Source organism: Mesorhizobium sp. CA10 (assembly GCF_020165285.1).
Taxonomy (GTDB): Bacteria; Pseudomonadota; Alphaproteobacteria; order Rhizobiales; family Rhizobiaceae; genus Mesorhizobium.
Window position 1 is genome coordinate 428,268 of the sequence record NZ_JAIUHV010000003.1, and the last position, 23,706, is coordinate 451,973.

The 23,706-nt window shown below is 64.5% G+C and carries 25 protein-coding genes; 14 read left to right on the forward strand and 11 right to left on the reverse strand.

What is annotated here, in order from left to right; translation table 11 throughout:
• The first annotated feature begins 202 nt into the window (after positions 1–202).
• A complete protein-coding gene (locus tag LB535_RS09065; RefSeq protein WP_224631925.1) occupies positions 203–976 on the forward strand; it encodes an HpcH/HpaI aldolase family protein in 774 nt (257 codons plus the stop codon).
• A gap of 6 nt (positions 977–982) precedes the next feature.
• On the opposite strand, the gene LB535_RS09070 is transcribed toward LB535_RS09065, so the two are convergent.
• On the reverse strand, positions 983–1,540 hold the full coding sequence (locus LB535_RS09070) for an RBBP9/YdeN family alpha/beta hydrolase (protein ID WP_224631926.1): 558 nt from the start codon (positions 1,538–1,540) through the stop codon (positions 983–985).
• Between the two features lie 199 nt (positions 1,541–1,739).
• On the opposite strand from LB535_RS09070, the gene LB535_RS09075 reads away from it, so the two are divergent.
• Complete coding sequence (locus tag LB535_RS09075; RefSeq protein WP_224631927.1) at positions 1,740–2,552, forward strand: VOC family protein; 813 nt, start codon at positions 1,740–1,742, stop codon at positions 2,550–2,552.
• A 247-nt stretch (positions 2,553–2,799) separates the two neighbouring features.
• Here the strand turns inward: LB535_RS09075 and purB are convergent, their stop codons facing one another.
• A complete protein-coding gene (purB, locus tag LB535_RS09080; RefSeq protein ID WP_224631928.1) occupies positions 2,800–4,107 on the reverse strand; it encodes an adenylosuccinate lyase in 1,308 nt (435 codons plus the stop codon).
• A gap of 262 nt (positions 4,108–4,369) precedes the next feature.
• On the opposite strand from purB, the gene LB535_RS09085 reads away from it, so the two are divergent.
• Entirely contained in the window at positions 4,370–4,627 is a 258-nt protein-coding gene (locus LB535_RS09085; protein WP_224631929.1) for a DUF2171 domain-containing protein, read from the forward strand.
• 15 nt (positions 4,628–4,642) lie between these two features.
• On the opposite strand, the gene LB535_RS09090 is transcribed toward LB535_RS09085, so the two are convergent.
• Both LB535_RS09090 and LB535_RS09095 read right to left on the reverse strand, forming a co-directional pair.
• Positions 4,643–5,659 (reverse strand): P1 family peptidase, encoded by a 1,017-nt coding sequence (locus tag LB535_RS09090; protein WP_224631930.1) that lies wholly within the window; start codon positions 5,657–5,659, stop codon positions 4,643–4,645.
• Complete coding sequence (locus tag LB535_RS09095; protein ID WP_224631931.1) at positions 5,659–6,729, reverse strand: branched-chain amino acid ABC transporter substrate-binding protein; 1,071 nt, start codon at positions 6,727–6,729, stop codon at positions 5,659–5,661. The genes LB535_RS09090 and LB535_RS09095 overlap by 1 nt, the downstream gene beginning before the upstream one ends.
• A gap of 191 nt (positions 6,730–6,920) precedes the next feature.
• On the opposite strand from LB535_RS09095, the gene LB535_RS09100 reads away from it, so the two are divergent.
• The 7 genes from LB535_RS09100 to LB535_RS09130 all read left to right on the forward strand — a co-directional run bounded on the left by LB535_RS09100 (position 6,921) and on the right by LB535_RS09130 (position 13,293).
• Positions 6,921–7,415 carry a flavin reductase gene (locus tag LB535_RS09100; protein ID WP_140695039.1) on the forward strand — a complete coding sequence of 165 codons (495 nt, stop codon included), beginning with the start codon at positions 6,921–6,923 and terminating at the stop codon, positions 7,413–7,415.
• 28 nt (positions 7,416–7,443) lie between these two features.
• Positions 7,444–8,367, forward strand: a complete 924-nt coding sequence (locus tag LB535_RS09105) for an AAA family ATPase (RefSeq protein ID WP_224631932.1) — start codon at positions 7,444–7,446, stop codon at positions 8,365–8,367.
• Between the two features lie 11 nt (positions 8,368–8,378).
• The gene (locus LB535_RS09110) at positions 8,379–9,623 is read left to right on the forward strand and encodes a vWA domain-containing protein (RefSeq protein ID WP_411969553.1); all 1,245 of its coding nucleotides are present in this window, start codon (positions 8,379–8,381) and stop codon (positions 9,621–9,623) included.
• A gap of 86 nt (positions 9,624–9,709) precedes the next feature.
• Complete coding sequence (locus LB535_RS09115) at positions 9,710–10,048, forward strand: XdhC family protein (RefSeq protein ID WP_224631934.1); 339 nt, start codon at positions 9,710–9,712, stop codon at positions 10,046–10,048.
• A gap of 6 nt (positions 10,049–10,054) precedes the next feature.
• Entirely contained in the window at positions 10,055–10,759 is a 705-nt protein-coding gene (locus tag LB535_RS09120) for an XdhC family protein (protein WP_224628032.1), read from the forward strand.
• Positions 10,756–12,372 carry an NTP transferase domain-containing protein gene (locus LB535_RS09125; RefSeq protein ID WP_224631935.1) on the forward strand — a complete coding sequence of 539 codons (1,617 nt, stop codon included), beginning with the start codon at positions 10,756–10,758 and terminating at the stop codon, positions 12,370–12,372. The genes LB535_RS09120 and LB535_RS09125 overlap by 4 nt, the downstream gene beginning before the upstream one ends.
• Positions 12,373–12,405: 33 nt before the next feature.
• The gene (locus LB535_RS09130; protein WP_411969554.1) at positions 12,406–13,293 is read left to right on the forward strand and encodes an alpha/beta hydrolase family protein; all 888 of its coding nucleotides are present in this window, start codon (positions 12,406–12,408) and stop codon (positions 13,291–13,293) included.
• A gap of 15 nt (positions 13,294–13,308) precedes the next feature.
• On the opposite strand, the gene LB535_RS09135 is transcribed toward LB535_RS09130, so the two are convergent.
• Entirely contained in the window at positions 13,309–14,358 is a 1,050-nt protein-coding gene (locus LB535_RS09135; RefSeq protein WP_224525697.1) for a DUF1176 domain-containing protein, read from the reverse strand.
• Between the two features lie 141 nt (positions 14,359–14,499).
• Here LB535_RS09135 and LB535_RS09140 point away from each other — a divergent pair, with 141 nt between their 5' ends.
• On the forward strand, positions 14,500–15,006 hold the full coding sequence (locus LB535_RS09140; protein ID WP_140840129.1) for a DUF1993 family protein: 507 nt from the start codon (positions 14,500–14,502) through the stop codon (positions 15,004–15,006).
• 54 nt (positions 15,007–15,060) lie between these two features.
• On the opposite strand, the gene LB535_RS09145 is transcribed toward LB535_RS09140, so the two are convergent.
• Together LB535_RS09145 and LB535_RS09150 are read right to left on the reverse strand one after the other, a co-directional pair.
• Positions 15,061–15,225: a DUF1127 domain-containing protein gene (locus tag LB535_RS09145; RefSeq protein WP_140546832.1), complete on the reverse strand. Its 165-nt coding sequence runs from the start codon at positions 15,223–15,225 to the stop codon at positions 15,061–15,063.
• 50 nt (positions 15,226–15,275) lie between these two features.
• Positions 15,276–15,464 carry a hypothetical protein gene (locus LB535_RS09150; protein ID WP_224631937.1) on the reverse strand — a complete coding sequence of 63 codons (189 nt, stop codon included), beginning with the start codon at positions 15,462–15,464 and terminating at the stop codon, positions 15,276–15,278.
• A 156-nt stretch (positions 15,465–15,620) separates the two neighbouring features.
• On the opposite strand from LB535_RS09150, the gene LB535_RS09155 reads away from it, so the two are divergent.
• The 3 genes from LB535_RS09155 (at position 15,621) to LB535_RS09165 (ending at position 18,843) form a co-directional block, all read left to right on the forward strand.
• Positions 15,621–16,079: a hypothetical protein gene (locus tag LB535_RS09155; protein ID WP_224631938.1), complete on the forward strand. Its 459-nt coding sequence runs from the start codon at positions 15,621–15,623 to the stop codon at positions 16,077–16,079.
• 376 nt (positions 16,080–16,455) lie between these two features.
• Positions 16,456–17,523 carry an aldo/keto reductase gene (locus LB535_RS09160; RefSeq protein WP_224631939.1) on the forward strand — a complete coding sequence of 356 codons (1,068 nt, stop codon included), beginning with the start codon at positions 16,456–16,458 and terminating at the stop codon, positions 17,521–17,523.
• 51 nt (positions 17,524–17,574) lie between these two features.
• Complete coding sequence (locus LB535_RS09165; RefSeq protein WP_224631940.1) at positions 17,575–18,843, forward strand: cysteine desulfurase-like protein; 1,269 nt, start codon at positions 17,575–17,577, stop codon at positions 18,841–18,843.
• Between the two features lie 6 nt (positions 18,844–18,849).
• Here the strand turns inward: LB535_RS09165 and LB535_RS09170 are convergent, their stop codons facing one another.
• The 4 genes from LB535_RS09170 to LB535_RS09185 all read right to left on the reverse strand — a co-directional run bounded on the left by LB535_RS09170 (position 18,850) and on the right by LB535_RS09185 (position 23,628).
• Positions 18,850–19,875, reverse strand: a complete 1,026-nt coding sequence (locus tag LB535_RS09170; protein ID WP_224631941.1) for a histone deacetylase family protein — start codon at positions 19,873–19,875, stop codon at positions 18,850–18,852.
• A 2-nt stretch (positions 19,876–19,877) separates the two neighbouring features.
• Positions 19,878–20,381 carry a GNAT family N-acetyltransferase gene (locus LB535_RS09175; protein WP_224631942.1) on the reverse strand — a complete coding sequence of 168 codons (504 nt, stop codon included), beginning with the start codon at positions 20,379–20,381 and terminating at the stop codon, positions 19,878–19,880.
• Positions 20,382–20,603: 222 nt separating this feature from the next.
• Complete coding sequence (locus LB535_RS09180; RefSeq protein ID WP_224631943.1) at positions 20,604–21,986, reverse strand: aspartate aminotransferase family protein; 1,383 nt, start codon at positions 21,984–21,986, stop codon at positions 20,604–20,606.
• 1 nt (position 21,987) lies between these two features.
• Complete coding sequence (locus LB535_RS09185) at positions 21,988–23,628, reverse strand: N,N-dimethylformamidase beta subunit family domain-containing protein (RefSeq protein WP_224631944.1); 1,641 nt, start codon at positions 23,626–23,628, stop codon at positions 21,988–21,990.
• Positions 23,629–23,706: the final 78 nt, after the last annotated feature.

The following is a 23,706-nucleotide window of genomic DNA, read 5'->3' on the forward strand; positions in this document are numbered from 1 at the left end:
GTCGTCCGACAACCGCTTCGCGCGTTTCGGCATCATCCCCTATCTCTTTGTTTTTACGCAATACCGGACGGAAAGCCGTTACACACTTTTCCTGGAATTGCTCTGACTGGACCAATCGACCGCCCGGCCAAGCCGGGCGGTTTTTCTTTGCCTTCACGTCGTTTCCGGCCAAAACTGCGGATTGTTCACAAGGAAAGTTCCGATGTCGCTCAAATCCCGCCTGGCCGCCGACGAAACGCTGTTCACCGCCTGGTCGGGCGTGCCGGACGCGCTGACGGTCGAAATCATCGCCAAGCAGGGCTTTGACGCCGTCACCCTCGACATGCAGCATGGCGGCCATCATGAGGACAGCGTGCTGCGCGGCCTGGTGCCGGTGCTCGCCGCCAACAAGCCGGCGCTGGTGCGCATTCCGGTCGGACGCTTCGACATGGCGAGCCGCGCGCTCGATTTCGGCGCAGAGGCGGTGATCGCGCCGATGGTGAACTCCGTGGCCGATGCAAGGCAATTCGCCGCCGCGATGAAATATCCGCCGCTGGGCGAACGCTCCTGGGGCCCGACCTATGCTTTCCCGCGCCATGGCAAGGGCGACCATGCCGAATGGCTGCGCGACACGAACCAGCGCACCATGGCTTTCGCCATGGTCGAGACGCGGGCTGCCCTCGAGGCGCTGGACGGTATCTTGGATACGCCCGGCATCGACGGCATCTTCGTCGGTCCGTCGGATTTCTCGATCGCCTGGTCGAACGGCACCACCATCAATTCGACGCTGGAAAGCATGATGGAGACGGTCGCGTCGATCGCCGAGCGGACCCGCAAGGCCAGCAAGCATGCCGCGATCTATGTCATCGAACCGGCGATTGCCGGGCGCGTCGTGTCGATGGGCTTCCGGCTGCTCGCCATGGGCTCGGACCACACGCTGATCTCGCTCGGCGCGAAAACGCTGCTGAACAGCATGCGGGATTCGATCGGCTCCTAGAGCCGATCAGGGTTCTTTCAGTTCCGTCAGGAATTTGGCGAAAGTCATCGAACCCTCGGGCCACGGGCCGAAGCCGGCGTCGTGGTTGAGATGGCCTGCCTCGCCGGCGTCGATGAAGAGCGATCCCCAGGCGGCGGCAATGTCCTCGGCGACCTCGAAGGCGCAGAACGGATCGTTGCGGCTGGCGATCACGATGGACGGAAAGGGCAGGGGATCACGCGAATAGGGGCCGAAGGTCATCAGATGCCTTGGCCTGATTTCCGGATTGGAGACGTCGGGCGGCGCGACGAAGAACGCGCCGGCGACCGGCTTCCTGAATTGCGGGATGGCCTGCACCGCCGCCGTCACGCCCAGCGAGTGCGCAACAAGCACCACGGGCCGCTCGGCCTCGTTGACGGCGTTGGCCACGCTCGCCGTCCAGTCCTCACGCACGGGTTTGGTCCATTCCGCCTGCTCGACCCGGCGCGCCGTCGACAGTTTCGATTGCCAGCGGGTCTGCCAGTGCTCGGGGCCGGAATTGGTGTAGCCCGGCACGATCAGGATATCTGCGTCTTTGACTTTCATGGCGCCGATGTAGCGAGCGGCCTTCTTGGCTGCAACCCTGTCGGAAAATTCGGAGCGGTCACAATTGTGAACAACTTGTTCGATTCTTGCTCTCTTGTGTGAACGATCGCAATCGACGATTTGGAGGGGAACAAGGAACAATGGCTGGCGGCCACGACAATCCCATGCTGGGATAAGCGCTGCCGGAACGGAGAGTTTGATGAGCGAACTGCCTTTTGCCGCGACCACCCCGGTCAGCGTGTCGCGTGTCGGGCTAAAGGCGCGCGATGCCGAAAGTCTGGCGGCCTATTACCGCGCCGTCGTCGGCCTGCAGGAACTGAGCCGCGCCGACGGCACGATCACGCTCGGCGCAGCCAATCGGCCGTTGCTGGTGCTGGAGCAGGATTCTACGGCCAAGCCGGACGATCCGCGCAGCGCCGGCCTTTTTCACACCGCTTTTCTCTTGCCGTCGCGCGCCGATCTCGGCCGCTGGATCAGCTACGCCGCCGCCAACCGCATCGACATCGAGGGTGCGTCGGACCATCTGGTCAGCGAGGCGCTTTATCTTACCGACCCAGAGGGCAACGGCATCGAGATCTATGCCGATCGCCGCCCGCAGGACTGGAAATGGAATGGCGACCGTATTGCCATGGCGACCGAGCGGCTGAACCTGCCGGCGGTGGTGGGTAGCGTGCCGGCGGGCGATGCCGGCTGGCAGGGCGCGCCGGAAAACACCATTGTCGGCCATGTGCATCTGCGCGTCGGCCGGCCGGAGGACGCGGAGGCCTGGTGGCATGACCAGTTCGGCTTCGACACCGTCGCCAAATATGGCGGCCAGGCGGTGTTCCTGTCGTCCGGCCATTACCACCACCATATCGGCGCCAATGCCTGGCAGAGCGCCGGCGCCGGCCGCCGCGATCCGTCGCACTCGGGCCTCGCCTGGGTCGAGATGCGCTCGGACAATGTGAAGGAGGAGACGAGCCGTGAGGATCCCTGGGGCACGGTGATCAGGACGGTGCCTGGGAAGGCTTGAGCGACGCCTGCGTCAAGCTGGAGCACCCCTCATCCGTCTCGGCGCTAGCGCGCCGATCCACCTTCTCCCACAGGGGGAGAAGGGAAAACCGCGCCGGAGCCGGCGCCAATCGCGGCGTTCGTGATTAGCTGAGGCGCGGGCGCCAAATTCCCCCTTCTCGCCTTGTGGGAGAAGGTGGCTTGTCGCGAAGCGACAAGACGGATGAGGGGTGTTCCAGCCTGGCGCCAGCGCGCACCTTTGTTCGGCCTCAAGCCTCTCCGAACACCCGCTTGAAGATCGTGTCGACATGCTTGGTATGATAGCCGAGGTCGAATTTCTCGCGGATCTCGGCTTCGGGCAGCGCCGCCGTCACGTCCTTGTCGGCAAGCAGTTCCTCGAGGAAATCGGCGCCGTGCTCCCAGACTTTCATGGCGTTGCGCTGCACCAGGCGGTAGGCGTCCTCGCGTGACAGGCCGGCCTGGGTGAGCGCCAGAAGCACGCGCTGCGAATGCACCAGGCCGCGGAACTTGTTGAGGTTCTTCTCCATGTTCTCGGGGTAGACGAGCAGCTTGTCGACGACGCCGGTCAGGCGCGACAGCGCGAAATCCAGCGTTACCGTCGCATCCGGCCCGATCATGCGCTCGACCGAGGAATGCGAAATGTCGCGCTCGTGCCAGAGCGCCACGTCTTCCATCGCCGGCATGGCGTAGGCGCGCACCATGCGGGCGAGGCCGGTGAGATTTTCGGTCAGCACCGGGTTGCGCTTGTGCGGCATAGCCGACGAGCCCTTCTGGCCCGGCGAGAAATACTCTTCCGCTTCCAGCACCTCGGTGCGCTGCAGATGGCGGATCTCTATGGCGAGGCGTTCGACCGACGAGGCGATGACGCCAAGCGTGGCGAAGAACATGGCATGGCGGTCGCGCGGGATGACCTGCGTGGACACCGGCTCCGGCTTCAGGCCAAGCTTTGCCGCCACATGCTCTTCGACATAAGGCTCGATGTTGGCGAAAGTGCCGACCGCGCCGGAAATGGCGCAGGTGGCGATGTCTTCGCGCGCGTGCACCAGCCGCTCGCGGCAGCGCGAGAACTCGGCATAGGCCTGCGCCAGCTTGACGCCGAAGGTGGTCGGCTCGGCATGGATGCCATGGCTGCGGCCGATGGTGACGGTGTCCTTGTGCTCGAAGGCGCGGCGCTTCAGCGCCGCGAGCAAGGCGTCGATATCGGCAAGCAGGATGTCGCTGGCCCGGCTCAGCTGCACGGCAAGGCAGGTGTCGAGCACGTCCGACGAGGTCATGCCCTGGTGGATGAAGCGGGCATCGGGTCCGACGAATTCGGCGAGATGGGTCAGGAAAGCGATGACGTCATGCTTGGTCACGCGTTCGATCTCGTCGATCTTGGCGACGTCGAATTTGGCCGCGCCGCCTTTTTCCCAGATCGTCTTCGCCGCTTCCTTCGGAATGACACCCAGCTCCGCCAGCGCATCGCAGGCATGCGCCTCGATCTCGAACCAGATACGGAAGCGGGTTTCGGGCGACCAGATGGCGACCATTTCCGGCCGGGAATAGCGAGGGATCATCCGTTTTCTAAGTCCTGCCTGGGAGAAGCGTCGGCCGCGTCCTAACAGAGCCAGGCCCAATGCTCAACGCCGCTGCCGCGCAAACCAGGTACTGACCGCGACGAGCGCTGCAAGACGGTTTGTCATCTGTCTCATCAGCGTCATGCTTATCACGCCACGATGAACGAGGCGCGCCGTGCGATGCATCCAATCCGGCGTTCATTTGTTATTGTCGGCCGTCTCGCATCCGAAAGGGCAAATCGCCATCCAGCGGAGAACCAGCATGAGCACCGATATCAGCAAGATACGCGGACACATGGAAGTGATCGGCGCCGACGGCGTCCATATCGGCACCGTCGACAAAGTCGAGGGTGACCGGATCAAGCTGACCAAGGCCGACAGCGGCATGGGCTCGCATAAGGGTCATCACCACTACATTTCGCTTGCCCTGGTCGCGGAGATCGACGGCCAGAAGGTATGGCTCTCCGCGAATTCGGATGTCGCGGTCACCTTCGAGGAAGAAAAATCCGATCTGACCTGATCGGGGCCGGGCCAATCAGCGCGACGACCAGACCGGAAACAAATCACCGTCGGCGGGCGTCGCGGCATGGACGCCGCGGCTGATCGCGCGCGCCATGGTGGCGCCGGCGGCTGCGAACAGGTCGATCGCGGCATCGGCGCCGAGCTCGATGCCGCTCCTGCCGGTCGCCAGGGCAAAGACGAGATCGCCGTCGGCCGGCGTGTGCGTCGGCCAGATGGCGCGTGCGAAGCCGTCATGCGCGGAAATCGCCAGTCGCTTGGCCGCGGCCTTGGTCAGGACGGCGTCCGTGGCGATGACGGCGATGGTGGTGCTGCCGCCTTCGGCCTCGCCGCCCATTTGCCTGTCGCGGTATTTCAGCAGGATCTTTCTGGCATCTTCAGGCAGCGGGGCCGGGTAGCCGAGGCCGCCGAACTCGTCGCCGATCTCGAAGGGCGCCGCCCAGAAATGGCGGCTGCGGCCGACCGTCACCGAGCCGGTCGGATTGACGGCGGCGAGCGCGCCGACGGTGACGCCGCTATCGAGCGCGGTCGAGGCGGAGCCCAGCCCGCCTTTGAGGCCGGAGGTCAGCGCGCCGGTGCCGGCGCCAGCCGTGCCGATGGCAAAATCCACTGCTGCCGCCTGCACAGCCCCATAGCCGAGCTCGCGATAGGGCGGATAGCGGCCCCAATCCTTGTCACCGCCATTGCGCAGGTCGAACAGGATCGCGGCCGGCACGATCGGCACGCGGAAGCCGCCGACCTCGACACCGATGTTCTTTTCGCGCAGCGCCGCCTGTACGCCCGAGGCGGCGTCAAGGCCGAAGGCGGAGCCGCCCGACAGAACGACAGCATGGATCGTCGCGATCGAATTCTGCGGCTCGAGCAGGTCGGTCTCGCGCGTGCCCGGTGCGCCGCCCAGCACCTGGACGCCGGCCACGGCGGGCTCGTCGCACAGCACCACCGTGACGCCGGATTTGAGACTGGCGTCGGTGGCATTGCCGACGCGAAGGCCGGCAACGTCGGTGATCAGATTGCGCGGACCGGTGCGGAACATCACTTGTCCTCCAGCGGCACGAAATGCGTGCCGTCGAAGCGGAAGAGGCGGAACGGGTTCTGGCTGAGATCGCCCTTGTCATCGAAGCGGACGGTGCCGATCGCGGTCGCAAAATCACGGCCGGTCAGCACTTCGCCGAGCGGCTGCCCAGTGCTTTCCGCACCGGTCAGCGCGGCCTTGGCGACCTCGATCGCGGCATAGGCCGGAAGCGTGTAGCCGTCCGGCACGATGTTCTTCGCTGCGAAAGCCTGCACCACCTTGGGATCGGCGGTCTCCGACCATTCCGGCGGGGCGACCATCAGCGTGCCGACGGCATAGGGCACATCGCCCGGCGGCGTGCGCAGGTTTTCGCCGCCGGCAAAGGTGATGCCGGCATCGAGCTGGGCGGCGTCGCGGCCCATGATGGCGACATCCTCGCCGTCGCCGCCGGCGAACACCTTGGTCGCGCCGGCCTTCTTCAACCGGCCGATCAGCCCGATCTGGTTGTCGAGCTGCGGCCGGAACGTGTCGGTGAAGACCGGCTTCAAAGCAGCCCGCTCGGCTGCGGCGCGAAAGGTCTCGGCCATCTCGCGGCCATAGATGGTGCCGTCATCGACGATGGCGAACAGGTCGTCGCGCCAGAGCTGGATTAGCTTGGCGGCGACCGCATTGCGCTCATCGTCGCCGCGCGGGCCGAGCCGGTAGACCGGCCAGCCGGTCTTGGCGCGCCGGTCGGTCAGGCTTTCGGTGCGCACGCCGACCGTGATGACCGGGATGTTGGCATCCTTCAGGATCGGCAGCGCCGCCTCGATCGCGTCGGTGCAGAGAAAGCCCACCACGACATTGACTTTGGCGTCGACGAATTCCTTCGCTGCTGCGGCGCCGCCATCGGCGGTGCAGGCATCGTCCACGGCCTTGATCGCGATGCCGTTCGCCTCCGCCGCAAGGCCGGCGCCGGCCTCGATCTGCTTGCCGAGGATCGCCGATGAGCCGGAAAGCGGCGCGGCAATGCCGACCAGCGTCTCGGCGTCGGCGCTCGCGGCCAGCGACAACCAGAGCAGCACGGCTGATGTCGTCGTGAGAAGACGCATTCGGGCTAAGAGATCCTCCATGCCGGGAATACAGTCCCGACACTATTCCAGGAAATGCCTAAAGGCTGGCTAAGCGCCGCGCAACACGCGAATTTGCGGATTGCGGTCAAGCACTTCGCCCATGCTATGCAACTTGTGGCGTGCAATATGCCGCCATATATAACGAACTGGTTTCGACAGGTGGACATCGGGTGCTGAAGATCAATGATATCGGGCCGCAGCATTATCGCGATGCGATGGCGCATTTTGCCGGCCATGTGCATGTGGTGACGACCGACGGGCCCGGCGGCAAAAGGGGCGCGACGGTGATCGCCGCCTGTTCGGTCTCGGACACCCCGCCGACGGTGCTGGTCTGCCTCAACCGCGAGAACGCCAAGAACGAGGCTTTCGTCAAGAACGGCAAGTTCGCGCTCAACACCCTCGCATCGGACCAGGAAGCCGTATCGGTCGCGTTTTCCGGCATCACCGGCCTGCCGGTGGAGGAGCGCTTCGCCCTGGCCGAGTGGGATGTGATCTCGACCGGCGCCCCGACGCTGAAAGGTGCGCTGGCGGTGTTCGACTGCGAGATCATCGATAGCAAGGACCTTGCCACACACCGTGTGCTTTTTGGCAAGGTGACAGGCCTGCGCATCGGCGATAATTTGCGGCCGCTGATCTACCACAACCGCGGCTATCATTTTCTTTGAACGTGCAAGCGGGATCCACGGAGACAAGATGACCGCGCCGCGCCCCGCGCCGAAAACGATCGACGAAACGCTCGATCTTTTGACAGGCGCGGATTATGTCGCGGACCGTTCGCTGGCGACGGTGCTGTTTCTTTCACTGCGCATGAAGCGGCCCTTGTTCCTCGAAGGCGAGGCGGGCGTCGGCAAGACCGAGATCGCCAAAGTGCTGGCCGACACGCTCGGCCGCCGGCTCATCCGCCTGCAATGCTATGAAGGGCTCGACGTCTCCTCGGCCGTCTATGAGTGGAATTACGCCGCGCAGATGATCGAGATCCGCATGGAGGAGGCGGCGGGCAAGGTCGTGCGCTCCGACATGGAGCGCAACGTCTTTTCCGAAAAATACCTGATCCGCCGCCCGGTGCTCGACGCGCTGACCGGCAAGGCGGGTGCCGCGCCGGTGTTCCTGATCGACGAGCTCGATCGCACCGACGAAGCTTTCGAGGCGTTCCTGCTCGAGATCCTGTCGGACTTCCAGGTGACCGTCCCAGAACTGGGCACGATCAAGGCGGAAGAGCCGCCGATCGTCATCATCACCACCAACCGCACACGCGAGATCCACGACGCGCTGAAGCGTCGCTGCCTCTATCACTGGGTCGATTACCCCAACGCCGAGCGCGAGCTGGAGATCGTGCGGCGCAAGGTGCCGCAGGCGAACCGCAGGCTGTCGGCAGAGGTCGTGTCCTTCATCCAGAAGCTGCGCCAGGTCGAACTGTTCAAGGCGCCCGGGGTCGCCGAAACCATCGATTGGGCCGGCGCGCTGACCGAGCTCGACAAGGTGGCGCTCGATCCGGAGACCGTATCGGACACGATCGGCGTGCTTTTGAAATATCAGGACGATATCGCCCGTATCGGAGAGGGCGAGGGCCGGCGCATCCTCAATGAGGTGAAGGCCGAGCTGTCGGCGGTGGAGTAGGCGCGGTGCCTGTGCCGCGTCCGGAACCCAAGGAAGCGCTCGCCGATGGGCGCATTGCCGACAACATCGTCTATTTCGCGCGTGCGTTGCGCAAGGCAGGCATGCGCGTCGGTCCGGCTTCCGTGAGGGACGCCATCGAGGCGGTGCTTGCTGCCGGCATCGGCTCGCGCGACGATTTCTACTGGACGCTGCATGCGGTGCTAGTCTCGCGGCGCGAGGATCATCCTGTCTTCGACGAGGCCTTCCGCCTGTTCTGGAAATCGCGCGAGCTGATCGAGAAACTGCTGGCGATGTTTTCGCCGGTCGCTGCGGACAACGCTGAGAAGCAGAAGCCGCGGGCTGCCGAAAACCGCGTCAGCCAGGCGATGTTCGAGGGCCATCGGAAGAATCAACCGGTCCGGGAAGTGCCGGAGATCGAGGTCGATGCGCGCCTCACCTTTTCCGGCAACGAGGTGCTGCGCGGCAAGGATTTTGCCCAGATGGATGCGGCGGAGATGGCCGAAGCCAAAAAGGCGATCGCGGCCTTGCGCCTGCCCTTCGATCTTGTCCGCACACGGCGCTTCAGGGCGGACGCGCAAGGGGGCCGCATCGATCCGCGCGCCATGATGCGCTCGGCCGCGCGCACCGGCGGCGAGCTTATCCTGCCGAAATTCCGGTCTCCGCGCGAAGCGCATCCGCCGCTGGTCGTTCTGGCCGACATTTCCGGCTCGATGAGCCAGTATACACGCATCTTCCTGCATTTCCTGCATGCGCTGACGGAGAAGCGCCGGCGCGTGCACGCCTTCGTCTTCGGCACGCGGCTGACCAACCTGACCCGCCAGATGCGCCATCGCGATCCCGACGAGGCGCTGGCCGAATGCTCGGCGGCGGTGAAGGACTGGTCGGGCGGCACCCGCATCGGCGACACGCTTGCCGAGTTCAACCGGCTGTGGTCGCGGCGCGTGCTGGGGCAGGGCGCCGTGGTGCTTCTCATCACCGACGGGCTGGAGCGCGACGACGTCGCCGGCCTTTCGCAGGAGATGGAGCGGCTGCATAAATCCTGCCGGCGGCTGATCTGGCTCAATCCGCTGCTGCGCTTCGACGGTTTTGAGGCCCGCGCCCGTGGCGTGAAAGCGATGCTGCCCTATGTCGATGAGTTCCGGGCAGTGCACAATCTCGACGCGCTGGCCGATCTTTGCGCCTCGCTCGACCAGCGGCCGGCGGCTTCGGTCGACCCGCGCCGCTGGCGGCAAGCTGGCGGGAGGCAGGCCGCGTAGCCATATGTTTCCTTGGCGGGAAACCAACGTTTACCGTAGGGACGACCAAGGTTTCCCTTGAAAAACAGACTTTGCGAGAAGCGACGATGGATGAGAGCATTTATCTCGACGAGGCCCGCGATCCGCTGATCATCGCGGAAGGCTGGATGAAGGACGGCAAGGATGTCGCCATCGCGACCGTGGTCGAGACCTGGGGTTCGGCGCCTCGCCCGGTCGGCAGCCATCTGGTTATTGACGCCGAGGGCAATTTCCATGGCTCGGTCTCCGGCGGCTGTGTCGAGGGCGCCGTGGTGACGGAGGCGATGGACGTCATCGACAGTGGCAAGGCAAAGATGCTGGAGTTTGGCGTCGCCGACGAGACTGCCTGGCAGGTGGGCCTGTCCTGCGGCGGCCGCATCAAGGTCTATGTCGAGCGACTGGGCTGATCACAGATGGATCCCTACGTCCTGAAGACACTGAACGAAGAACGCCGCGCCCGCCGCGCCGCGGTGCTTGTCACCGACCTGGGCGACGGCCGCGACCGCATCGTGCGCGAGGGCGACCATGTTGCGGGCGATCTCGGCGCGGCGATCGCCAATGCGTTCCGCACCGGCAATTCACAGTCGGTGGAGGCGGAAGGGCGGACGTTCTTTCTCAACGCGCATCTGCCGCGTCCGCGTCTGGTGGTGATCGGCGCCGTGCATATCAGCCAGGCGCTGGCGCCGATGGCGAAGATCGCCGGCTATCCGGTCGAGATCATCGATCCGCGCACCGCCTTCGCTACCCCGGAGCGCTTTCCCGACGTCGTGCTGCATGCCGAATGGCCACAGGATGTGCTGAAACGCGCGCCACTCGACAGCTATACCGCCCTTGCCGCCGTCACCCACGATCCGAAGATCGACGATTTCGCGCTGAAGGCGGCGCTCGACGCGCGATGCTTCTATGTCGGGGCGCTGGGCAGCCGCAAGACCCACGCCAAGCGTGTCGAACGCCTGCTGGCGCTCGGCGCCGGTGCCGACCAGATCGCCCGCATCCACGCGCCGATCGGCCTCGATATCGGTGCTGCCAGTCCGGCCGAGATCGCCGTCGCCGTCCTTGCGCAGACGATCCACGCCTTCCGCTCGCGCGGTTTCGAAGCAAAAGGCGCCGTGGCGTGAGATTCGGACCGGTTCCGATCGACGAGGCGGAAGGGGCGGTGCTGGCGCATGCGACCACCGCCGGCGAAAAACGCTTCCGCAAGGCGCACCGGCTGAGCCGCCAGGATATCGAGGCGCTCAAGGCGGCGGGCGTCGACGAAGTCGTCGCGGCGGTTCTTGCCGCGGACGATTTGGGCGAAGATGTCGCAGCCGCGAAGATCGCCTCCGCCATGCGTCACCGCAACGTCGAGGTCAAGCCGGCCGCGACCGGGCGGGTGAATTTGCATGCGGAAGCCTCAGGCGTCTTTACCGTCGACGCCGCGATGATCGACGCCATCAATGCCGTCGATCCAGCCATCACCATCGCGACGCTGGCGCAGCACGCGCCGGTCGAGAAGGGACAGATGGTTGCGACGGTGAAGATCATCCCCTTTGCCGTCGCCGCAAGCCTGGTGGACAGCGTGGTGAGGATCTGCGCCGGCCGCGAGATCTTTGCCGTCAATGCCTATCGGCCCGTCACTGTCGGCGTCATCCAGACGGTGCTTCCCGGCGTCAAGCCGAGCGTGCTCGACAAGACGCTGCGCGTCACCGAGGCGCGCCTGGCGCGTTTCGGCGGCCGACTTACGGCCGAGCGGCGCACGCCGCATGAGGTCGCGCCGGTCGCCGCGGCCGCAACCCAGCTGGCGCGCGACAATGACATGGTGGTGATCTTCGGCGCCTCGGCGATGAGCGATTTCGCCGATGTCGTGCCGGCCGCGATCGAGCGTGCCGGAGGCATTGTCATCCGCGCGGGCATGCCGGTCGATCCCGGCAATCTGCTGGTGCTGGGGACGCTCGACGGCAAGCGCATCGTCGGCGCGCCCGGCTGCGCGCGCAGCCCGAAGGAAAATGGCTTCGACTGGGTGCTCGATCGCCTTGTTGCCGGGCTCGAGGTGACGGCGGGCGATATTGCCGGAATGGGCGTCGGCGGGCTTTTGATGGAAATTCCGACCAGGCCGCAGCCGCGCGAGCCGGCGCCGCAGCCGGCAAAGTCAGCGCTGAAAGTCGATATCGTGCTCCTGGCCGCCGGCCGCTCGAGCCGGATGGGCGGGCCGAACAAGCTTTTGGCGCTGTTCGACGGCGAGCCGCTTGTGCGCCGCACCGCCGGTCGTGCGCTGGGCTCGAAGGCCGCGGCCACCGTCGTCGTCACCGGCCATCAGCGCGAGCGCGTGCGTTCGGCGCTTGGCGGTCTTGGCGTGACATTCGCGGACAATCCGAATTTCGCCGATGGCCTCGCTTCGTCGTTGAAGGCGGGCATCGCGAAGGTCGCGCCCGATGCGGCCGGCGCCCTGATCGTGCTTGGCGACATGCCGGGCGTTTCGTCGGGGGACCTCGACAGCCTGATCGACGCGTTCCGCAGCTCCGACGGCCGCTCCGTGGTGCGCGCTTCGCACCAAGGCAAGCGCGGCAATCCGGTGCTTTTGCCGCGCTCGCTTTTCGCGGCCGTCGCGCAGCTCGAGGGCGATACCGGGGCGCGGCATCTGGTCGAGGCCGAGGGTCTCGACGTCATCGATGTCGAGATCGGGCAGGGCGCCTCGATCGATGTCGACACGCGCGAGGCGCTGGAAGGGGCGGGCGGCGTTCTGCAGGATTGACAAAGCGGAGCCGAATTTCGCATGCCTCTCGGCATGGCTTTGCGTTATCGACGTTTCTTCGCCCTGATCGCCGCGACGGCGCTGTCCCTCTCGGTCGCCGAGGGGCAAACGCTTTCGCTGAAATCGTTCAAGGACGATCTATTCGCTTATCCGGCGACACTGTCGACGAGCGACAATGGCGCTTACACCGTCCTCGACTATCGCGAGATGCGCGACATCAACCAACGCGACGAGGTGCCGGAAAGGCGCGTGCATGCGCAATACACCGATCCCGGGGTGCGCAAGGTGCAGCAGGACCTGATGCTGAAGACCGACGCCGGCGATATCAGGCATGTCGCGGTGGGCACGACCGAGGGCGCCTCCATCATCGTTCTCTACCTGCATGGTCAAGGCGGCAGCCGCAAGCAAGGCGTGGACGACTTCACCTTCGGCGGCAATTTCAATCGCATCAAGAACCTGATGGCCGCCAACAACGGGCTCTATCTTTCGCCCGATTTCCCCGATTTCGGCGACAAGGGCGCGGCGCAGGTCGCGGCGCTCATCGACCACTATGCCGAGACATCGCCGAGCGCGAAAATCTTCGTCGCCTGCGGCTCGATGGGCGGGATCATCTGCTGGAAGCTCGCCGCGCGCAAGGACACGGGCGGCCGCATCAACGGGCTGCTGCTGCTCGGATCGCTGTGGGACGACAGCTTTCTCACCAGCCCCGCCTTCAAGCGCCGCGTACCGGTGTTCTTCGGCCAGGGCAGCCATGACGTGGTCTTCCCGGTGGAGAAGCAGGAAGCCTTCTTCCGCTCGATTCTGGCCAAGAAGGCTTATCCGACCCGCTTCGTGCGCTTCGAAACCGGCACCCACGGCACGCCGATCCGCATGGTCGACTGGCGCGGCACGCTGAACTGGATGCTGACGAAAGCGCCGTGATTGCGCTGCAGCGCCTCAAGGCGCCGTGTTGTAGTCGATGACCGTCTGCGGATTTTGCTCGCCGTCATAGGATGCATCGACGTCATACTGGACGAGCGAGAAATCGCCGTTGCGGAAAAGGTAGGTTCCCGATGACGAGGCATCCCCCACACCACGCCATTTGTTGGATGTGGTGATGGTTTTTGTGTTGTCGTCATAGTCCGAGTTGGTCGCCCAGCCGCTGGTCTTGAACCCGATGATATGGATCGATTCGACCTTGCCTTCGCTGTTGTTGTTCTCGTAGCGGATGTCGAGCTCCGGCTCGGTGAACTGCAACTGTGAGACGCCGTTGACGTCGTCGGTGATGTAGTAGACCGCCGTCTCGTTGTAGGCGGCCATCGAGCAGAAGAAGCGGAACAGCCGCGTCTCGCGCTCTGGGTCGCTGGGCTGGGCGTCCTTGTCCTTATAGTGGATGGAATGAGCCTCTGGCTCGCCGATCGGCTTGCCGTCAGGATCCTGCTTGTCGCACTGGTCGCCATAGGTGGCGAGGAAGGCTTTCTTGGCCTGCTCCAATGCCTCGTCCTTCTTTGGCGGCGGCGGACCGTCGCCGCAGCTTGCCGGCACGGCGCTGTCGAAATCCTCGGTCGACGGCTTCAACGCGCCCTTGTCGATGAAGATCGGCTGAAAGGGCGGCTCCTGGATCTGCGCATTGACCTGGCGGACCGTGTAGCAGCCGGCGAAAACCTTGGCCTCGCCTTTCTTGTCGGTCGCCTGGATGGCGACGGGGACGCTGTAATAGATGCTGCCGGCAGCACCGTCCTCCGAGATGGCGCCAGTCTTGACTTCGACCCTGTCGGTGCCGTCGTAACCCTTGACGAAGGCGTTGAAATCCTTTGCCGGCTTCGTATCGCCGAAATAGCCCCAGGCACGGGCGAATTCGTGACGGTTGATGGCGCTGTAAAGCGAGCGGACGACCGCATCGGCGCTTGATCGGTCATCGACATAGGGCGCATCCGCCGCGGACGCGGAATGCGTGAGGCCGGCCAATGAGAAAAAGACAGTCGCTGCGAAAGTGGCTCTTTTCATCGAATCCTCCGCTCGGTAACGAAAATACTACCACGGCGATTGCGGCGGCGCGGTGACGCCATAGCCACGGCCGCTTGAAGAATCGTGGCGGGAGGCGCTAGTTCACGGCCCGCGGCGCTGGGCCGCGTGGGGAGATTGCCCGTGACCATTTCCATGTACGACATATCGGTGGGCGTTTTTTCCGCCAGGCTGAAGGCGCTGGCCAGCGTCTTGACGGCGGCGGAGCAGAATGCCGGCGAACGCAAGATTGATCCGCAGGTGTTCCTCACGGCGCGGCTGGCGCCCGACATGTTCGCGCTGGCCAGGCAGATCCAGATCGCCACCGACCATGCCAAGGGCGCGCCGTCGCGGCTCGCCGGCCGCGAGGTGCCGAAATATGAGGACAATGAAGCGAGCTTTGCCGAGTTGCAGGCCCGGATCGCCAAGACGCTCGATTATCTGGCGACATTTGCGGCGGCCGATCTGGAAGGATCTGAGGACAGGACGGTCGAAGTGCGGCTCGGCGGCCGCGAAACCACGCTGCCTGGCCTGCAATATCTGCTGCACCTGGCGATGCCGAATTTCTATTTCCACGTCACCACAGCCTACGACATCCTGCGCCACAATGGCGTGCCGCTCAGCAAGCAGACGTTTCTGGGAAATCGCTGACTTTGGAGTGGTTTAGAGGTTTCCCAACACTGCGGGAAACCTCTTTGTTTCGGCTCAGCGGATCGACATTTCGCGCGCGATGCGCGGAAAATCCGCCGGCTTGACGCCGATATCGGCGCGGTCCGCATTGCTCATCGCGTTCAAAAGCGCGAGCGCCGAGCGGTAACGCTGGTGTTCCTGCGGCCTCGGCCGAGCGAACATTTCAGTGAAGAACCCCATGACTCAGTTGCCCCAGTTGGTCCTCCCGACTCCAGCATATAGCCGATTTGTTAAAATTGTGCAGTGCAGCATTTGCATGGCTGCCATGCCGCGACAATTTTTCCCGCCACAATCGATTTTCCGTGAAACTTTTCGGTAGCCTCGACCGTAGGCACCCGTGCCGGCACGTGGCTGGCTTTTTCCTCGCCACTCCTGGCGACCTTGCCGGACTGCACGAATGAGCAGTCCGGCTTTTTCATTTTCCGATGCCGTCTTGCCGGGCGGAAAAGCCGCCAATTGTTAACATCGCAAGAATTCATTCTTAACGAGAGCACCCTATCTTCGCCGGCATCGCTGCATGCCGTCACGACAGGGAGGTTGAGATCGGTCCCGGGGACAAGCTCGATTTCGCTTCGTTGCTCGACGACCTGATCGTCGCCTCGGAGAAAGACGAGGACGAGGGTGCCCGGCCGTCCATCCCGTTCGATTATCTGTCCGTGGCCGATGAATTGCATTCCGGCCGCATCAAGGTCGCCGGCGAGAGCGTCGCCGCCGAATATCGCGAGCAAGGCGCCGACCTTGCTGCCGAGTTCGCGGCACTTCTCGACCAGGCAAAACTGACGCTTGCCGGCGAAGAGCACTGGCCGGAGGAGAAGCTGCCGCCGATCGATCCTGAAGCGATCGCCGGCGAGCTCGGCCTCGACCGCCCGGCCAAGAACGCCGATTTCGGCCGCATCCGCCGCAATTTCGCTTTCGCCAACCATCCGGACCGGGTCGCGCCGCATCTGCGCCAGCGCGCCATGATCCGCATGCAGGTGGCCAACATGCTGATCGACGAAGCCAAGCGGCGGGCTTTAGCCGGGGCCAGGCGGTAGTTCCCTCCATCAGAGACTTCAACTGTTCGCTTCGGCGACCCATCGCAAGCCATCGAAATTGGCTGGAGCCTCTCCAATATTCGTCATCCTTGGGCGTAGCGACGCGAAGCGGAGCGCAGACCCAAGGATCCATTCCGTGACCTTCAACGTGGAGTGCAACGGTGCAGAATTCTGTAATCGTTGCAACGCCTTAGGGTAACGGAATGGATTCTAGGGTCTGCGCGCGTCGCTTCGCTCCTTGCTCCGCCCTAGAATGACGAACTGACTGACGCTTCGGCCAATCTCGAAACTGGGCGACTTTGCAAAACGCAAGCGTTTTGCTCTATGTTCAACCTCCTCCCCGCGCTGTCCGCGCAACCTCCCGCCGGAGAACCCCATGCATAAACGCCGCCTCGGTCGGACCGATCTCCTTGTTTCGCAAATCTGCCTCGGCTCGATGACCTGGGGTCAACAGAACACCGAGGCCGAGGGCCATGCGCAGATGGATCTGGCGTTCTCGCGCGGGGTGAATTTCATCGACACGGCCGAGCTTTACCCGATCCCGCCCAAGGCGGAGACGCAAGGGCGAACCGAGAGGATCATCGGCAGCTGGATGAAGGCCAACCGCAACCGCGACAAGGTCGTCCTCGCCTCGAAGGTGGTCGGCCGCACGGCCAATACGTGGTTCCGCGGCGATCGTCCGTCGAAGCTGGTGCGCGCCGACATTTTCGACGCGGTCGAGAAATCGCTGGCCAAGCTCGGCACCGACTATATCGACCTCTACCAGATCCACTGGCCGGACCGGGACATTCCGTGGGGTTCGAACCCGACGCGGATCGGAGCGGTGGCGCGCCGGGCCGATGCCGCAGCCGCGCCAGCAGACGAAACACCGATTGCCGAGACGCTCGCCGTCTTCGAGGACCTGGTGAAAGCCGGCAAGATCCGCCATCTCGGCCTCTCGAACGAAAGTTCCTGGGGGGTCATGCGTTTTGTGTTCGAAGCCGAGAGGGGCGCCGGGCCGCGCGTCGCCTCGCTGCAGAACGCCTACAACCTCGTCAACCGCACCTTCGAGGTGAACCTTGCCGAGGTCTGCGAGCGCGAGGAGATCGCGTTTCTTCCCTATTCGCCGTTGGCGCAGGGTTATCTTACCGGCAAATACGATCATGGCGCGCGGCCGCAGGGCTCGCGCTCGCAGCTCTTCAACCGAGGCCAGCGCTACGAGACGCCGAACGCGGCGGAGGTGCTGCTTCAGTACAATGAGCTGGCACGTTCCTTCGGCATGGAGCCGGCGCTTTTCGCCAACGCCTATGTGGCGAGCCGGCCCTTCGTGACCGCGAACATCGTCGGTGCCACCAGCGTTGTGCAGCTCGATATGGCGCTGTCCTCGGTCGACGTCACCTGGACGGAAGAAATGCAGAAGGCGGTCGACGCCATCCACCAGCGTGTCGGCAATCCGTGCCCTTGAGCGGGAATCTTCGAGAAGAGACGGATCGTTGAGAAAAAACAGGGGGAGACGATGGCAGACTTTCCGATCGAGGCCGTGCGCGGCACATTTCCGGCGCTTTCGCTCGCCGATGACGGTCGCCGGCGTATCTATCTCGACAATCCAGCCGGCACGCAGGTGCCGCGAGCGGTGGCCGACGCAGTCTCCCGCTGCCTGCTGACGACCAATGCCAATCTCGGTGGTTTCTTTGAAACGACGGTCGCGGCCCAAAAAGTGGTCGACGGAGCGCATGCGGCGATGGCCGATTTCCTGAACGCCGCAAGCGTCGAGGAGATCGTCATCGGTGCCAATATGACGACGCTGACCTACCATATGTCGCGCACGCTTGGCCGGACGATGAAGGCCGGCGACGAGATCATCGTCACGCGCATGGACCATGAGGGGAACGTCTCACCTTGGCTGCAGCTTGCCGAGGATCTCGGCCTGGTCGTGCGCTTCCTGCCGTTCGACGAGCGGAGCTGGCAGGTGGAGGAGGCGGCGCTCAAGGGACTGCTTTCGGAAAAGACGCGGCTTGTCGCGCTGAACTATGCCTCCAATCTCACCGGCTCGATCAACCGCGTGAAGGCGCTGACGGCGATTGCCAAGCAGGCGGGCGCATTGGTCTACGTAGACGCCGTGCAATTTGCGCAGCACGGGCTGATCGACGTGCAGGCGCTCGGCTGCGACTTCTTGATCTGCTCGGCCTACAAATTCTTCGGGCCGCATATGGGCATATTGTGGGGCCGCCGCGACGTCATCGACACGCTCCAGCCTTACAAATGCCGCTGCTCTTCGAATGTCCTGCCAGAGCGGTTCGAGCTTGGCACGCCGCAGATCGAGCTGATGGCCGGGCTGACGGCGGCCATCGACTATTTCGCCGATCTCGGCGCTGCCGCCGGCGAGAGCGGGTCGCGGCGGCAGCGGATCGCCAAGGCGTTCGAGGTCTCGATTGCTTACGAGAACACGCTTGCCCGGCAACTGATCGAAGGCCTGTCCGACATCGAGGGCCTGGTCATCCACGGCATCACCGATCCGAAGCGCCTCGCCGAGCGGGTGCCGACCATTTCCTTCACCGTCGAAGGCATCGCGCCGGAAACAATCGTGCGGCAGATGAATGCCGAAAACATCTTCGTCTGGTCAGGCCACAATTATGCGTGGGAGGTCGTTCACCAGCTCGGAATACCCGCCGAGCAAGGCGTCGTGCGCATCGGCATCGCGCACTACAATACGGCGGCCGAGATCGAGGAGACGCTGGAGAGCGTGCATCGCGTGATCGCGATGCTGCGGCAGCAGCGTTCTTAAGGCCGCCTAACGCTTCCCGCCGAAGCCGGTGAGGAATGCGGTGAGGTTGTCGCCGAGCGCATCGCAGAGATAGCCGCCTTCCTGGACGATGACCGTCGGCAGGCCGAGCCCGGCTATCGCTTCGCCGATGCGCGAGAAGCCAGGCGTCGTCACCGACAGGCCGCCGAACGGATCACCCTCGAAAGCGTCGAGGCCGAGCGCCACGACCAGCGCTTCCGGCGCGAAGGCGCGGATGCGCTGGAAGGCCGTCGCCAGCGCTTCGAGAAAGGCCGCGTCGCCGGACTTGCGCGGAAGCGGCAGGTTGAGATTGTAGCCGAGGCCGGGACCTTCGCCGCGCTCGTCTGCATATCCCCAGAAGAACGGGTAGAAGCGCACCGGATCGGCGTGCAGCGAGACGGTGAGCACGTCGGGGCGGGCATAGAAGACGCCTTGCGTGCCGTTGCCGTGGTGCAGGTCGACATCGAGGATGGCGACGCGGGCGGCGTTCTTGCGCAGCACCTGCGCCGCGACCGCCGAATTGTTGATGAAGCAGAAGCCGCCGGCGACATCGGCGAAGGCGTGATGTCCCGGCGGGCGGCAGAGCGCATAGGCCGAAGGCGCTCCGGTCATCACCGCTTCGGCAGCTTCCACTGCGCTCCAGGCGCTCCACAGCGCGCTGTTCCAGGTCTCGGCCGAAATCGGGCAGGCGGTGTCGGCCATGTGGTAGCCGGCCTGGCCGACAGCAGAGGCTGGGTAGGAGCCGGCGCGGGCGATCGGATGGATGTTCGGGATGACTTCCGCCGAGGCGCCTTCGATGCGCTGCCAGCGCGCAAAAATGTGCTCGAGAAAATCGAGATATTCAGGCGTATGCACCGCGGCGATCGGGCCAAGTCCATGATTGCCTGGACGTTCGATCGTCAAGCCGGCCAATCTTGCGCCGGCTAACAATCGTTCAATCCGGTCCGGCTTTTCCGGGTTGGGCTGCGGCGCGCCGCTGGACAGGAAAGCTTTCGGGTCATGGCGCTTCTGCTCCTCGGCATAGAAGGCTTTCATCGTCATTCCTCCGGCGTATCGGCAAAGGCGAAAAAGGCATCGCCGACGATTTTCTGCACCTGCTCGTAGCTCGATCGGCCGATGCCCAGTCTTTCGTAGAAGGCCTTGGCCGTCTCATTGTCGGTATCGACGGACAGCCTTAGATAGCCACCGCCCGCCGCGCGGCACTCCTTCGCCACGCGTCTGAGCAGTTTTTCGCCGATGCGGCGGCCGCGGAAGCGATCCTCGACATAAAGGTCCTGCACATAGACGCCGAGACGGCCCATCCAGGTCGAGAAAATCGGGAAATGCAGGCAAAGCCCGGCGAACTCGCCGTCGATCTCAGCGATCAGGGTCGAGAAGGCGGGTTTGGCGCCGAAGCCGTAGCGGCGCAGATCCTCGGGCGTCGAAGTGATTTCCTGATGCGCGCCGGTATGGGTGCCGAGGCGCAGCAGGGCGGCGTAGATGGTTTCGACATCGTCGATGGTGCCGGGGCGGAGGGTGACGGCTTGCGAGGGGGTGCTCATTGAGAGTGCAGCGCCAAGGCACCCCCCTCTGGCCTGCCGGCCATCTCCCCCGCAGGGGGGGAGATGTGCAGCTTTGGCCTTGCCGCCAATTCTGCAACGCTGAAAATTGGCGAAATCGAAAAACACAGCTGATCTCCCCCCTTGCGGGGGAGATGGCCGGCAGGCCAGAGGGGGGTGCGAAGGATCGCAAGCATCTCAGATTGGCTTTGCCTCAAAACGCCACTAGCCCTCCACCGGCAGATCGAGTTCCTCCGCCAGCGCCTCCAGCGAATCTCCGATGATGGAGATCATCTCGCCGATTTGGTCTCTGGTGATGATCATCGGCGGCGCCACCATGAAATTGTCGCCGTCGACGCCGCCCTTGACCTTGCGGCCATAGATGATCAGGCCGCGCGCATAGGCGTGGTCGAGCAAGCGCTGCGTCGCCTTGCTGGCCGGATCGATGGGCCTCAAAGTCTCGGGATCGGCGACCATTTCGGCGCCGGTGAGCAGACCCTTGCCGCGCACGTCGGCGATGAAGGGGAAGCGCTTTTGCAAGCCCTTCAACTCTGCCATCAGCACCTTGCCCATGGCGGCGGCGTTGGCGATGAGATCGAGCCGGTCCATCTCGCCGAGCACGGCGAGGCCGGCGGCGCAGGCGAGCGGATTGCCGGCATAGGTGTGGCCATGCTGAAAGCCGCCGGAGGCCAGCAGCGGCTCGATCAGGCGCATCGGCGCGGCGAGGGCGCCGAGCGGCGCGTAACCGGAGCCCAGCCCCTTCGAGAGGGCGACGATGTCGGGCCTGCAGTTCCAGTGGTCGCCGCCAAGGAACTTGCCCGTCCTGCCGGCGCCGCTCATCACCTCGTCATGGATGAGCAGGATGCCGTAGCGGTCGCAGATTTCGCGGATGCGCGGATAGTAGCTGTCGGGCGCGACGAGCGCGGCGGTCGCGGCACCGCCGACCGGCTCCATGATGAAGGCCAAAACGCTTTCCGGCCCTTCGGCGAGAATCTTCTCCTCCAGCATGTCGGCGTAGCGGATGCCGCGCTGTTCCAACGAAAGGTTGTCGCGGTCGCGCCAGGCTGTGGGCGCAGGCACTGTCGGCATCACCTTCATCATCGGCGTGAAGGTTTCGGCCAGCGCATCGTCGCCGGTGACGGAAAGCGAGCCCAGCGTGCCGCCATGATAGGACGGGAAGCGGGTGATCACCTTCCAGCGCTTCGGCTGGCCGGTGGCGACCGCCCATTGGCGGGCAAGCTTGATGCAGGATTCGGTCGCTTCCGAGCCGCCCGAAACGAAGAAGATTCGGTCCATGCCTTCGGGCAGCTTGCCGGCCAGGGCGCGCGCCAGCTCTTCGGCGGGCTCGTTCTCAAAATGCAGCCGGTAGGCGAAGGTGGTCTTGTCCATCTGCCGCTTCATGGCGTCGAGCACGTTGCGGTTGGAATGGCCGATATTGGCGACCATCGGCCCGCTCGAGCCGTCGATGAAGCGGCGGCCGTCCTTCGTCCAGAAATAGATGCCCTCGGCGCGATCGACGACCGGCCGGCGCAGGCTGGACAAATAGAACAGGTGCGATGGCGGCCGCGCTTCGGCCTCTGCTACGGGCTGGACTTCCAGTTTCGACATGTCAGGACTTTCCGAGATAGCGGTCGAGAACATTTTTGGTCACGCGTTCGACCATCGCGTCCTGCCTTAGCAGGCCGGCGACCCATTCGCAGCTTCCGGCGTGGAAGACCTCGCCTTTGCCGCGCGGGAAATTGACGATCATGCCGTTGCCGCGCTTGACCTTGTCGAGATTGGCGTCGCTGGCCTCCCCGAACAAGGTTTCGGCGGTGAAGCGGCCGTCCTCGTCGGCGAGGAACTGGCCCTCGATCGGGATGTCTGCGCTTTCCTCGACCTGGCTTGCCATGCCGACGGCCAGCACCTGCAGGCCGTCCGGCGCGCCGCTGGTCGCGGTCGGGTAGGGCAGGCCGCCACGGATCTCGAAATCGAGGCCGTCGACCTCATAGCCATAGACATGGCTGTCGGCGCCGAGCAGGTCGCCATAATAGATGCCGGTGCCGGCGAAGGCCCAATGCTCCGGCCGGTAGACCGGGAAGCCGCGCACGCCGCGCGGCGCACAGCCGCCCCAGCCGGCATAGACCCCCCTCGTGGCGTTGAGGCCGAAGGTGGCGCTGCCGGGACGGCCGATCTCGGGCGCTTCCCAGGAATTCGTGGCGCGGGTGATGTCGCCGCCGCGATAGGCGGGGTCCTCCGCGCGCGCCTTGTATTTGTAGCAGATCTGGCGGCGGCCTTGGTCCTCCAGCCGCGTCTGCCACATGAAATTGCCGGCGAAGCGCGCCGCATGCCCGCCGCGCTCGATATAATTGTCGACGGCGTCGCGCATCTCCCAGGTCCAGTATTCGTCGTGGCCGACGAAGACGACACAGTCATAGCCGTCGAGGATTTCGGGCGAGAAATGGAGGTCGTGCTGGCTCGCGAGATCGACCTGATAGCCGGCGCGCTCGGCGAAGCGGAAGAAATGGTTGTCATAGCTCGCCCAGCCCGAAGAGGCGTATTTCTTCGAATGTCCAGTGGCGAAGGCCCACTCCATGTGCGGATAGCGTGGCACGGTCCTCGCCGGCACCGCGACTTCCAGCGGCACACGCGGCGCATCCTTGGGCAGCACGACAAAGCCGCGGCACCAAGGGCGCTCAATCGACACTGTCGTGGCGTATTGATCGCGGTTCGGACCGGTGATGCCCTGATAGTGGTTCGAGCCGCCCCAGGTGTTGTAAGCGAGCCAGGTGCCGGTAGCGGCGACCTGCAGCAGGCGGCCGGGCTTGCGGCCGGGCAGGGGTGTGACAATGAAGAGATGATGGCTGTGGATCGGCGTGCCGTTTCGGCCTTCGGCCGACAGCGTCACGCGATAGGCGCCGGACGGCCAATCGTCGCCGACACGGAATTCGAACGAAGCCTCCCAGCCGCAGCCTTCGACCGAGCATTGGTCGGGCGTGTCCTGCCAGCGCGCCAACAGGCCCGCTCCCTCGAAGACTATTGTTTCGTTGTCGCCGTCGCGAATGATGGCGAGGCTGAATTGCGGCGCCGACGCGCTGACGAAGAGCGTTACCGTCTCGCCGGGGCGATAGGAAAACCGGTCGCTGTAGCACCAGATCTCGCCGCTCGGGCCATCCATTCCCGGCCATTCGTAATAGTGGCCGCGCACCGCCTCGCGGCGCTGCTCGGGCGTCAGCCCGAAATCGGGGAATTCACTGGGCAGTTGCGTCAAGGAACACCTGAGATCACGAGGCCGTCATTGAGACCATCGGCTGGCCAAGCGTCAAATGGAAAGCATCGGGCCAGCGCG

Bases quoted from the DNA above. Each gene is read 5' to 3' on its own strand.
- LB535_RS09065 (WP_224631925.1), top strand. From the start codon at position 203: ATGTCGCTCAAATCCCGCCTGGCCGCCGACGAAACGCTGTTCACCGCC.
- LB535_RS09070 (WP_224631926.1), bottom strand. From the start codon at position 1,540: ATGAAAGTCAAAGACGCAGATATCCTGATCGTGCCGGGCTACACCAAT.
- LB535_RS09075 (WP_224631927.1), top strand. From the start codon at position 1,740: ATGAGCGAACTGCCTTTTGCCGCGACCACCCCGGTCAGCGTGTCGCGT.
- purB (WP_224631928.1), bottom strand. From the start codon at position 4,107: ATGATCCCTCGCTATTCCCGGCCGGAAATGGTCGCCATCTGGTCGCCC.
- LB535_RS09085 (WP_224631929.1), top strand. From the start codon at position 4,370: ATGAGCACCGATATCAGCAAGATACGCGGACACATGGAAGTGATCGGC.
- LB535_RS09090 (WP_224631930.1), bottom strand. From the start codon at position 5,659: ATGTTCCGCACCGGTCCGCGCAATCTGATCACCGACGTTGCCGGCCTT.
- LB535_RS09095 (WP_224631931.1), bottom strand. From the start codon at position 6,729: ATGCGTCTTCTCACGACGACATCAGCCGTGCTGCTCTGGTTGTCGCTG.
- LB535_RS09105 (WP_224631932.1), top strand. From the start codon at position 7,444: ATGACCGCGCCGCGCCCCGCGCCGAAAACGATCGACGAAACGCTCGAT.
- LB535_RS09115 (WP_224631934.1), top strand. From the start codon at position 9,710: ATGGATGAGAGCATTTATCTCGACGAGGCCCGCGATCCGCTGATCATC.
- LB535_RS09120 (WP_224628032.1), top strand. From the start codon at position 10,055: ATGGATCCCTACGTCCTGAAGACACTGAACGAAGAACGCCGCGCCCGC.
- LB535_RS09130 (WP_411969554.1), top strand. From the start codon at position 12,406: ATGGCTTTGCGTTATCGACGTTTCTTCGCCCTGATCGCCGCGACGGCG.
- LB535_RS09135 (WP_224525697.1), bottom strand. From the start codon at position 14,358: ATGAAAAGAGCCACTTTCGCAGCGACTGTCTTTTTCTCATTGGCCGGC.
- LB535_RS09145 (WP_140546832.1), bottom strand. From the start codon at position 15,225: ATGGGGTTCTTCACTGAAATGTTCGCTCGGCCGAGGCCGCAGGAACAC.
- LB535_RS09150 (WP_224631937.1), bottom strand. From the start codon at position 15,464: ATGAAAAAGCCGGACTGCTCATTCGTGCAGTCCGGCAAGGTCGCCAGG.
- LB535_RS09160 (WP_224631939.1), top strand. From the start codon at position 16,456: ATGCATAAACGCCGCCTCGGTCGGACCGATCTCCTTGTTTCGCAAATC.
- LB535_RS09165 (WP_224631940.1), top strand. From the start codon at position 17,575: ATGGCAGACTTTCCGATCGAGGCCGTGCGCGGCACATTTCCGGCGCTT.
- LB535_RS09170 (WP_224631941.1), bottom strand. From the start codon at position 19,875: ATGAAAGCCTTCTATGCCGAGGAGCAGAAGCGCCATGACCCGAAAGCT.
- LB535_RS09175 (WP_224631942.1), bottom strand. From the start codon at position 20,381: ATGAGCACCCCCTCGCAAGCCGTCACCCTCCGCCCCGGCACCATCGAC.
- LB535_RS09180 (WP_224631943.1), bottom strand. From the start codon at position 21,986: ATGTCGAAACTGGAAGTCCAGCCCGTAGCAGAGGCCGAAGCGCGGCCG.